This window comes from Micromonospora sp. NPDC004540 (assembly GCF_040610095.1).
Classification (GTDB): Bacteria; Actinomycetota; Actinomycetes; order Mycobacteriales; family Micromonosporaceae; genus Micromonospora.
This window is the reverse complement of sequence record NZ_JBEXLR010000069.1, coordinates 23,823-33,066: the sequence shown is the minus strand read 5'-3', so window position 1 is coordinate 33,066 and position 9,244 is coordinate 23,823. Positions and strand designations below refer to the sequence as shown.

Sequence of the window (9,244 nt, the reverse complement as noted above, 5' to 3'; positions counted from 1 at the left end):
GCGCGCTCATGGACGAGATCCCGGCCGACGAGCCGTACGTGTTGCTGGAGGAGAGCCGGGAGCTGCTGCCGGCAGGTCCCGCCGCCGCCCGCCCCGGCCCACGGCGGGACCAGGCCGTCGCGCTCGGCTGGCTGGTCGGCATCTGGGTGCTGCTCTGGGGCGACCTGTCCTGGGGCAACCTGCTTGCCGGCCTGGTGATCGGCGCGGCCGTGCTGCTGTTCTTCCCGCTCCCGCCGGTCACCTTCGGCGGGCGGCTGCGCCCCGGCCCGCTGCTGGTCCTCGCGGTCACCTTCGCCGGTGAACTGGTCAGCGCCAGCCTGCACGTCGCCGCCGTCGCGCTGCGCCCCGGCTTCCGCCCGCGCGGCGCGATCATCGCGGTGCCGCTGCGGGTGCGCACCGACCTCAACCTGGCGCTCACCGCCGAGGTGATCTCCCTGGTGCCGGGGACCCTGATCCTCGAGGTGGACCGCGACCGGGGGGTGCTCTACGTGCACGTGCTCGACGTCCGCGGGCCGGAGGACCTGACCAACAGCCGGGAGCGGGTCCTCGCCGTCGAACGGCGCATCGTCCGTGCCGTCGGCTCCCCCGCGGAGGTACGCCAGCTCAGTCCCGAACCCGTCGAACGGAGGAACCACCCGTGACCGCGCTCCTCGCCCTCGCGCTGACCGTGCTGCTCTCGGTCACCGCCCTGCTCGCCCTGGCCCGGATCTACCGCGGCCCGTCCCTGCTCGACCGGGTCGTCGCCGCCGACCTGCTGCTCTCCACCATGCTCGGCGCGGTGGGCGCGGAGGCCGCGGTCAACGGCCACGCCACCACGGTGCCCGTGCTCGTGGTGCTCTCCCTGCTCGGCTTCGTCGGCTCGGTGTCCCTGGTCCGCTTCGCCGTCCGGGAGGAAGCGTGAGCGCGAGGAGTGAGCCGGGCCTGCGAGCCCCGCAGTCGCGAACGAAGGACGGCCCAGCGTGAGCGGGGCGGTCGCGGACTGGCTGGGCGGGGCCTTCCTGCTGGCCGGGGCGCTGCTCAGCCTGGTCGCCGGGATCGGCGTGCTGCGCTTCCCGGACGTGCTGGACCGGATGCACGCCGCCACCAAGCCGCAGGTGCTCGGCGTGCTGCTGCTCCTCGCCGGCCTGGCGCTGCGCCTGCGTACGCCGTCGGACCTGGGCATGATCGCGCTGGTGGCGGTCTTCCAGCTGGCCACCGCGCCGGTCGCCGCGCAGATGATCGGGCGGGCCGCCTACCGCTCCGGGCGGTTCGACCGGGACCTGCTGGACGCCGACGAGCTGGCCGGGCGGTGAACCGGACAGCGGGGAGGCTTCCGGCACCCTCAGCGAACGTCCAGCCGCCGCCGATAAAATGGCCACATGATCGACTCCTCTGCCCAGGAGGGCAGCAGTAGCCAGCCGGGTCGTGCCCGGCAACCTCTGGACCCGACGACCCCGGGAGCCATGAACCTCCCGTGCTGATCCTCGTCGGACTCGTCCTCATCATCGTGCTCACCGCCGCCACCGGTTATTTCGTGGCCCAGGAGTTCGGTTACGTCGCCGTGGACCGGGGCAAGCTCAAGCAGCTCGCCGACGGCGGCGACCCCGCCGCCGCCCGGGCCCTGGAGGTGACCGGCCGGCTCTCGTTCATGCTCTCCGGCGCCCAGCTCGGCATCACCGTGACCGCCCTGCTGGTCGGTTACGCCGCCGAGCCCTACCTGGGCGCCGGGCTGGCCGACCTGCTCGGCCTCGCCGGGGTCTCCAGCGGGGTGGCGCTGCCGCTGTCGTTGGCGCTCGCCCTCATCATCGCGACCATCGTGCAGATGGTCCTCGGCGAGCTGGCCCCGAAGAACCTGGCCATCGCCCGCGCCGAGCCCCTGGCCCGGGCACTCGCCCGGTCCACCCTCATGTACCTGCGGATCGCCGGACCGGTGATCACCCTGTTCGACCGGGCCGCCGTGCGGCTGCTCCGCCGGGTCGGCATCGAACCGATCGAGGAGCTGCCCAGCGGCGCCACCCCGGCGGACCTGGAGCAGATCATCGCCGAGTCCCGGGAGGAGGGGCACCTCGACGCCGAGATGTCCGACCTGCTGGACCGGGGGCTCGACTTCCGGGAGCTCACCGCCGGGGAGGCCATGGTCCCCCGGGTCGACGTGCACACCGTACGGGCCGACGAGCCGGTCAGCCGCGTCGTCGAGCTGCTCGACACCGGCCACTCCCGATTCCCGGTGCGCGGCGCCGAGGGCGTCGACGACCTGGTCGGCGTCATCGGCATCGCCGACGTGCTCGGGGTGCCGCCGGCCGAGCGGGCGACCACCCGGGTCGCCGCGGTGGCCGTACCCCCGTTGCTGGTGCCGGAGACGCTGCCGCTGCCGACGGTGCTGGACCGGCTCCGGGTCGGGCACCGCCAGCTCGCCTGCGTGGTCGACGAGTACGGCGGTTTCGCCGGCGTGATCACGCTGGAGGACATCGCCGAGGAGCTGGTCGGGCCGATCCGCGACGAGGACGACCCGCCGGAGCGGGCCCCCGCCCGGCAGGAGGACGGCTCCTGGGTGGTGCCGGCCCGCTGGCGGATCGACGAGGTCGCCGACAGCACCGGCATCGCGCTGCCCGAGGCCCCCGAGTACGACACGCTCTCCGGCCTGGTCATGCGGGAGCTGGGCCGGGTGCCCGAGGTCGGCGACCGGCTGGAGATCGCGCTCGCCGTCGACGGCGACGAGCCGGACGCCGGCCCGCGCGCCCTGGTCGAGGTGCTCGCCGTGGACCGGCACGTGGCTGACTCCGTCCGGCTCCAGACGACCGCCGGCGCGCACGGGGAGCAGGCGGCATGAGCGAGCGGAGCGAGCGAATCAGAGGGCTGGCCCCGCTCCGGGCTCAGGCCGCCGCCGAGCGGAGCGAGGTGGCGGCATGAGCCCGGGGTTTGCGCTCTTCTTCTCGGTGGTGCTCCTGGCGCTCAACGGCTTCTTCGTGGCGGCCGAGTTCGCGCTGGTCGCGGCGAAGCGGTACCGCCTGGAACAGATGGCCGCCGGGGGCGGCCGGGCGGCCCGCGCGGCGCTGGACGGCGTCCGCGAGCTGAGCCTGATGCTGGCCGGCGCCCAGCTCGGCATCACCCTGTGCACCCTGGGCCTCGGCGCGCTGGCCGAGCCGGCCATCGAGCACCTGCTCAGCCCGCTGCTGCATGCGGTCGGGCTGCCGGACGCGGTCAGCCACCTGGTCGGGCTGCTCGTCGCCCTGGCCCTGGTGACCTTCCTGCACCTGGTGATCGGCGAGATGGCCCCGAAATCCTGGGCGATCACCGACGCCGAGCGCTCGGCCACACTGCTGGCGCTGCCGTTCCGGGCCTTCGCCCGGGTCGCCCGCCCGGTGCTGTCCGCGCTCAACGCGCTGGCCAACGCCGTGCTGCGGCTGGTGGGCGTGCGCCAGCAGGACCAGCTCGCCCAGGTGCACGGCCCGGACGAGCTGCGCATCCTGCTGGAGCAGTCGCGCGAGCACGGGCTGCTCGGCGCCGAGCAGCACCAGTTGCTGACCAGCATGCTGGAGCTCCAGGGCACCCGGGTGGCGCAGGTGATGGAGCCGTTCGACCGGATCGTCACGGTACGCCGGACCGACACCGCCGAGCGGATCGAGCACGTCTCCCGCGACAGCGGCCGGTCCCGGCTCGCCGTGATCGACGCCGGCGGCGAGGTCTGCGGCCTCGTCCACGTCCGCGAGGCGGTCCGCGCGGTCACCACCGGCCGGCCGGCCACCGCCGGGGAGCTGATGTCCCCGGCGTTCACCCTGCCCGGCGAGGCGTCGGTCACCGAGGCGGTCGCCGCCATGCGGGGGCGGCAGGCCCAACTGGCGCTGGTCCGCAACGGCGGCGGCCCGACCCGGCCGATCGGCTTCGTCGCGCTGGAGGACCTCCTCGAGGAGGTCATCGGCGAGTTCGACGACGAGACCGACCCGGTGCCCCGAGGCCGCCGGATGCGCTGACGCTCTCCCGGCCTCTTTCGCCGACCGCTCCGGGTGCGTCTGTTGTCGCTCCGGCGACAACAGACGCACCCGCACCGTGCGCCGCGGGCGGCGCATGGCGGGGCGGGCAGCGGGAATGCCCGCGGCATGCGGCTGACCGGGGTGTCGTCGGAGTCCGTGTGGACCGGGCTGTCGGCGAGCACCACGTTGCCCAATCCGAGCACCCGTCCCGGCCTGCGCCTCCCCGGCCGGGTGACGGTGTCCGCCGGCGGCGGCGACATTGCCGTCCGGCACATCCGGCTCGGGCTGGTCGCCCAGGTCGAGCCGGAGGATCCGGAGTCGCCCCGCCGGCTGGTGCAGTACCACCAGGTGCCGATCGCCGGCCGGTTCGTGGTGCCGGCGGGGCGGCGGCGGGCGGTCGACTTCGCCATCCCGCTGCCCTGGGAGACCCCGGTGACGATCTTCGGTGGGGTGCCGCTGATGAGCCTGCGCACCGGGCTGCGTACCGAGGTGTCGGTCGACCCGGACCTGGACCAGGGCGCCATGGTGCCGGTCTTCGTCCACCCGATCCCCACCCAGCAGCACGTCCTCGCCGCGCTGGACACCCTCGGCTTCGTCATGCGGCAGGCCGGGCTCCAGCAGGGGCGGCTGCCCGGGGTGGAGCAGGCGCTCCCGTTCCACCAGCGGCTGGGTTTCTGGGTCGCCCCGCTCTATGCCGGCCCGATCACCGAGCTGGAGGTGATCTTCGTGACCAACGCGGCCGGCCTGGAGGTGCTGCTCTGGATGGACCGCCGGCTCGCCCTGGCCGGGGTGACCCACCAGAGCATCAGCCGGTTCCGGGTGTGGCACGCCGGGGCCGACCGGCGGGACTGGGTCACCACCGTGGACGGCTGGCTGCGGCACGCCATCGAGCGCCACGCCGCGGCCGCCGCGCACGCCGACTGGTCCGGCCGGATCAGCGAGTCCGCGCACGTCAGCCGTCCGCCCGATGAGCCGGTCGCGCCCGGCTACGGCCTCGGTGGCACCGCCGGCGGCGCGGGCGTCGGCGGCGGAGGCGGCGACGGCACCTGAGCGCCGGCCGCCGCCGCGGCGGGTCAGACCGAGGCGGTGGCGAGCTTCAGGCTGAAGCCGAGGAAGAGCACGGCGATGGCCGTGGTGCCGGTCGCGGCGAGCCGCTGCCGGCGGTGGAACTGGGCGGCCAGGAAGGTGCCGGTGAGGATCAGCGCGGTCAGGTAGAGCGCGCTGGTGACCTGGGCGATCAGCCCGAGCAGCAGGAAGGACAGCGCCGGCCAGGCGTAACCGGGGTCGACGAACTGGATGAAGAAGGAGATGAAGAAGAGGATCGCCTTCGGGTTGAGCAGGCTGATCACCAGCGCCCGCCGGAACGGGCTGCGCACCGCCGCCGGCTCCGCCGCGTCGATGAGCCGCGGCGTCGCCGGGTCGTTGCGGTCGCGCCAGCGCTGCCAGGCGCCGCGCAGCATGGCCAACCCCAACCACGCGAGGTACGCGGCGCCGGCGTACTTGACCACGAGGAAGAGCGCCGGGTACGCCTTGAGCAGCGACGCCACTCCGGCGGCGGAGAGGATCATCAGCACCGAGTCGCCCACGAACACGCCTCCGGCGGCCCGGTAGCCGGCCGCCACGCCACGGCGCGCCGCCGTGGAGAGCACGAAGAGCGAGTTCGGCCCGGGCAGCAGCACGATCGCCACGGTGCCCAGCAGGTACGTCCAGATGTCGGTGATCCCCAGCACGCCGGTCATCATGACGCCGAGGGCACCGCCGGACGAAGCCGTTCCCGCAGCGTGACCTGTGCGTTTGGCCACTCCGAGGCGAGCATCGAGTAGAGCGCGGACTCCCGCCAGGTGCCGTCGGCGCGCCGCCGGTTGGACCGCAGCGTCCCCTCCCGCACCGCGCCGAGCCGCTCGATGGCTCGCTGCGAGCGCTCGTTGAGCGAGCTGGTCTGCCAGGTGACCCGGATGGCGTCCAGCTCCTCGAAGGCCCGGGTGAGCAGCAGCAGCTTCGCCTCGGTGTTGATCCCGGTGCGCCACCAGGGGCGGCCGAGCTGGGTGTAGCCGATCTCCACGGTGCGCAGCTCGGCGTCGGGCTGGTAGTAGGAGGTGGTGCCGACCACCGCGCCGGTCACCGCGCAGCGCTGCACCCAGGGCATCCGCACCCCGCGTCGGTGGGCGTCGAGCGAGGCCCGGACGTAGGCCGCCATCTCCTCGACGCCGCCCGGGCGCGGGGTGCCGACGTACCGCCAGACCTCCTCGTCGTCGAGGGCGGCGTACAGCTCCTCGGCGTGGGACTCGTCGAGCGGCTCCAGCACGACGTGCTCGCCGCGCAGCACCACCGGCTCCAGCCACGGTGACGGGGCCGGCCGCAGGTACGCCGGCACCGGCGCGGTCACCCCGGCGGCTGGCTCCGGCATGCCGGCGGAGAGCCGCAGCGGCACCACCCCCGCCCAGTACGGCAGGTCGAGGTCGGCGGGATCGTCGTTGGCCCCGGCGGCCCGGGTGCGGACCGACACCTCGCGCAGCGGCAGCGCCAGCACGGCGGTCTCGGCCAGCTCCCGGCGGCTCGGCGGCCGGCTGTCGGTGCTGCGCCCGGCGGCCACCTTCTCGACCAACGCGGTGAGCACCGCGAGCTTCTCCCGCTCGTCGGTGACCAGGCGGGCGGTGCCGTGGGCGACCACGGACCGGTAGTTGGCGCTGTGGTTGAACTGCGAACGGGCGAAGACCAGCCCGTCGAGGTGGGTCACCGCGACGCAGATCGGCAGCCCGGCGTCGTCGCGGGCGGCGAGCAGCGGCCGGCTGCCGGTGGAGCCGTGCAGGTAGAGGGTGTCGCCGATCCGGACGTGCAGCGTGGGCAGCAGTCGCGGCTCGCCGTCCACGGTGAACCCGAGCGTGCAGTGGTACGCCTCGTCCAGCACGGCGTGGGCGGCGGCCTCGTCATAGCTCATCCGGGCCCGCATGCGGGTTGCGGTGGTCCGTTCGGTCGGGGGGTACATGCGACATCTCACCTTTGTTCTAGTACAATCTCCGAACTGTGGCAGCACATTATCAGGTCAGCGGCTCCTCGTCGGCGGCGATTTCGGCGAGCGTGGAAACCGGCATCCGGACCGGCGATCTCGCCCCCGGCGACGCCCTGCCCGCCGTCCGCGCCCTCGCCACCGAGCTGGGCGTCAGCCCGGCCACCGTCGCCCGGGCGTACCAGGAGCTGCGGCAGCGCGGCCTGGTGGCCACCGCCGGCCGGCACGGCACCCGGGTGCGTCCCCGCCCGCCGGTGGCCACCCGCCGCGCGGCGCTGATGCCGCCCCCGCTGCCCGGCGCCCGCAACCTCTCCGCCGGTCAGCCGGACAGCCGGCTGCTGCCGCCGCTCGGCCCGCACCTGGCCGCGCTCGCCGCCGAGATCGGCGCGCCCGGCGGCTATGCGGTCACCGCCGTCCTGCCCGAGCTGACCGCCGCCGCCCGGGACCGGCTCGCCGCCGACGGGGTGCCGGCCGACGACATCACCGTGACCGGCGGCGCGCTCGACGGCATCGAGCGCCTGCTCGCCGCCCACCTGCGCCCCGGCGACGCGGTCGCCGTCGAGGACCCCGGCTGGGCCAACCTGCTCGATCTGCTCGCCGCGCTCGGGCTGCGCGGCATCGGCGTGCCGGTGGACGACGAGGGCCCCACCACACCGGGGGTCCGGGCCGCGCTGGCCGCCGGCGCCCGCGCGCTGATCGTCACCAGCCGGGCCCAGAACCCCACCGGCGCCGCGGTCTCCGCCGACCGGGCCGCCGAGCTGCGTACGCTCCTCGCCGGCCGCACCGACCTGCTGCTGATCGAGGACGACCACGCCGCCGAGCTGGCCCGCGTACCCCTGCACCCGCTCGCCGGGGCGACCCCGGCGTGGGCCTTCGTCCGGTCGGTGAGCAAGCCCTACGGCCCCGACCTGCGGCTCGCGGTGCTCGCGGGCGACGAGGCCACCGTGGCCCGGGTGGCCGGCCGGGCCCGGGTCGGCGCAGGCTGGGTCTCCACCGTGCTGCAACGCCTGGTCCTTGCGCTCTGGCGCGACCCGGCCACCGCCGACCTGGTGCGTAGCGCGGCGGAGAGCTACGACCGGCGGCGCGACGGGCTGGTCGAGGCGCTCGCCGCGCGCGGGCTGGCCGCCCGGGGGCGGACCGGGATCAACGTCTGGGTGCCGGTGCCGGACGAGACGGTCGCGGTCACCGCCCTGCGGGACGCCGGCTGGTCGGTCGCCCCCGGCGCGCTGAACCGGATCGCCGCCGCGCCCGGCGTGCGGATCACCGTCAGCCCGCTCGACGAGGCCGACCTCGGCCCGCTCGCCGACGCGGTGGCCCGCGCGGTCCGGCCGGCGCCCGCCGGCTTCACCACCTGAGCCGTGGCATGGCCCGGCTCTCGGTGGGTACCCGCGGCCGGGAGGTGGGTGCCATGGCATCGAACGGGTCCCGGAAGACCGGTCTCTGGATCGGCGTGGCGGCGGTCGTGATCATCCTGGTGATCATCGCGATCGCGCTGGCCTCGCGGGGCGGTGGCGGTGGCAACGGATACTGACCCTGGCCAGGGCGCATCCGGCGTCGGTGCCGAAACCGGTATATAAAGCTGGCATGGCCGAGACCGAGAACGCCCCCGGAGCCCAGGAGTTCATCCCACCGCAGGCGGACACCATCGAGGAGCTGCGCACCGCTTCGGCCGGCTGCCGGGGCTGCGAGCTCTACCGGGACGCCTCGCAGACGGTGTTCGGCCGGGGCGACGAGAGCGCCCGGATGGTCCTCGTCGGGGAGCAGCCCGGCGACATGGAGGACCAGAAGGGGCTGCCGTTCGTCGGCCCGGCCGGCCGGCTGCTGCGCAAGGCCGTGGACGACGCCGGCATCGATCCCGGCCACATCTACCTCACCAACGCCGTCAAGCACTTCCGCTTCGAGCTGCGCGGCAAGCGGCGGATCCACCAGACGCCGGACCGGGTGCACATAACCGCCTGCCGGCCCTGGCTGGTCGCCGAGTTCGCCCGGCTCCATCCGGAGATCGTGGTGGTGCTGGGCGCCACCGCCGCCAAGGCGCTGCTCGGCCCGACCTTCCGGGTCACCAAGCAGCGCGGCGAGCTGATGCCCTGGCCGGCCGCCGCCCAGCACCCGGAGGACTTCGCCCGGGTCCCGGTGGACAGCGCCGGCAAGGTCGCCGACGCCCCGGACGCCCGGCTGCTGGCCACCATCCACCCCTCCGCGGTGCTGCGCGCCGACAACCAGGACGTCGCGTACGACGGGCTGGTCAAGGACCTGAAGGTGGCCGCCCGCGCGTTGCGCTGAGGCC

Annotated in this window: 11 protein-coding genes; 9 read left to right on the top strand and 2 right to left on the bottom strand. The window is 74.8% G+C overall.

Translation table 11 applies throughout. The annotated features are described in order from the left end of the window. Window positions 1-8 precede the first annotated feature (8 nt). The 6 genes from ABZV78_RS21655 (at window position 9) to ABZV78_RS21630 (ending at window position 5,000) form a co-directional block, all read left to right on the top strand. Window positions 9-641 carry a Na+/H+ antiporter subunit E gene (locus ABZV78_RS21655; RefSeq protein WP_355641140.1) on the top strand — a complete coding sequence of 211 codons (633 nt, stop codon included), beginning with the start codon at window positions 9-11 and terminating at the stop codon, window positions 639-641. Beyond that, complete coding sequence (locus ABZV78_RS21650) at window positions 638-901, top strand: monovalent cation/H+ antiporter complex subunit F (RefSeq protein WP_355641138.1); 264 nt, start codon at window positions 638-640, stop codon at window positions 899-901. The genes ABZV78_RS21655 and ABZV78_RS21650 overlap by 4 nt, the downstream gene beginning before the upstream one ends. 58 nt (window positions 902-959) lie before the next feature. Beyond that, on the top strand, window positions 960-1,292 hold the full coding sequence (mnhG, locus tag ABZV78_RS21645) for a monovalent cation/H(+) antiporter subunit G (RefSeq protein WP_355641136.1): 333 nt from the start codon (window positions 960-962) through the stop codon (window positions 1,290-1,292). A 161-nt stretch (window positions 1,293-1,453) separates the two neighbouring features. Next, window positions 1,454-2,809, top strand: a complete 1,356-nt coding sequence (locus tag ABZV78_RS21640; RefSeq protein WP_355641134.1) for a hemolysin family protein — start codon at window positions 1,454-1,456, stop codon at window positions 2,807-2,809. Between the two features lie 76 nt (window positions 2,810-2,885). Then, on the top strand, window positions 2,886-3,950 hold the full coding sequence (locus ABZV78_RS21635; RefSeq protein WP_355641132.1) for a hemolysin family protein: 1,065 nt from the start codon (window positions 2,886-2,888) through the stop codon (window positions 3,948-3,950). Window positions 3,951-4,076: 126 nt separating this feature from the next. Next, window positions 4,077-5,000 carry a sporulation protein gene (locus tag ABZV78_RS21630; RefSeq protein WP_355641130.1) on the top strand — a complete coding sequence of 308 codons (924 nt, stop codon included), beginning with the start codon at window positions 4,077-4,079 and terminating at the stop codon, window positions 4,998-5,000. A gap of 23 nt (window positions 5,001-5,023) precedes the next feature. Here ABZV78_RS21630 and leuE read toward each other — a convergent pair whose 3' ends face one another. Together leuE and ABZV78_RS21620 are read right to left on the bottom strand one after the other, a co-directional pair. Continuing rightward, on the bottom strand, window positions 5,024-5,692 hold the full coding sequence (gene leuE / locus ABZV78_RS21625; RefSeq protein WP_355641128.1) for a leucine efflux protein LeuE: 669 nt from the start codon (window positions 5,690-5,692) through the stop codon (window positions 5,024-5,026). Beyond that, complete coding sequence (locus tag ABZV78_RS21620; protein WP_355641126.1) at window positions 5,689-6,936, bottom strand: bifunctional pyridoxamine 5'-phosphate oxidase family protein/GNAT family N-acetyltransferase; 1,248 nt, start codon at window positions 6,934-6,936, stop codon at window positions 5,689-5,691. The genes leuE and ABZV78_RS21620 overlap by 4 nt, the downstream gene beginning before the upstream one ends. Before the next feature lie 38 nt (window positions 6,937-6,974). On the opposite strand from ABZV78_RS21620, the gene ABZV78_RS21615 reads away from it, so the two are divergent. The 3 genes from ABZV78_RS21615 to ABZV78_RS21605 are packed head-to-tail and all read left to right on the top strand — an operon-like array spanning window position 6,975 to window position 9,240. After that, the gene (locus ABZV78_RS21615) at window positions 6,975-8,312 is read left to right on the top strand and encodes an aminotransferase class I/II-fold pyridoxal phosphate-dependent enzyme (protein ID WP_355641124.1); all 1,338 of its coding nucleotides are present in this window, start codon (window positions 6,975-6,977) and stop codon (window positions 8,310-8,312) included. A 53-nt stretch (window positions 8,313-8,365) separates the two neighbouring features. Next, window positions 8,366-8,488 (top strand): hypothetical protein, encoded by a 123-nt coding sequence (locus ABZV78_RS21610; protein ID WP_355641122.1) that lies wholly within the window; start codon window positions 8,366-8,368, stop codon window positions 8,486-8,488. A gap of 53 nt (window positions 8,489-8,541) precedes the next feature. After that, window positions 8,542-9,240 (top strand): UdgX family uracil-DNA binding protein, encoded by a 699-nt coding sequence (locus tag ABZV78_RS21605; protein WP_355641121.1) that lies wholly within the window; start codon window positions 8,542-8,544, stop codon window positions 9,238-9,240. Window positions 9,241-9,244: the final 4 nt, after the last annotated feature.

Excerpts from the sequence above, each read along its gene's own strand:
- leuE (WP_355641128.1), bottom strand. The coding sequence starts at position 5,692 with ATGATGACCGGCGTGCTGGGGATCACCGACATCTGGACGTACCTGCTG.
- ABZV78_RS21620 (WP_355641126.1), bottom strand. The coding sequence starts at position 6,936 with ATGTACCCCCCGACCGAACGGACCACCGCAACCCGCATGCGGGCCCGG.
- ABZV78_RS21635 (WP_355641132.1), top strand. The coding sequence starts at position 2,886 with ATGAGCCCGGGGTTTGCGCTCTTCTTCTCGGTGGTGCTCCTGGCGCTC.
- ABZV78_RS21655 (WP_355641140.1), top strand. The coding sequence starts at position 9 with ATGGACGAGATCCCGGCCGACGAGCCGTACGTGTTGCTGGAGGAGAGC.
- ABZV78_RS21610 (WP_355641122.1), top strand. The coding sequence starts at position 8,366 with ATGGCATCGAACGGGTCCCGGAAGACCGGTCTCTGGATCGGCGTGGCG.
- ABZV78_RS21605 (WP_355641121.1), top strand. The coding sequence starts at position 8,542 with ATGGCCGAGACCGAGAACGCCCCCGGAGCCCAGGAGTTCATCCCACCG.
- ABZV78_RS21630 (WP_355641130.1), top strand. The coding sequence starts at position 4,077 with ATGCGGCTGACCGGGGTGTCGTCGGAGTCCGTGTGGACCGGGCTGTCG.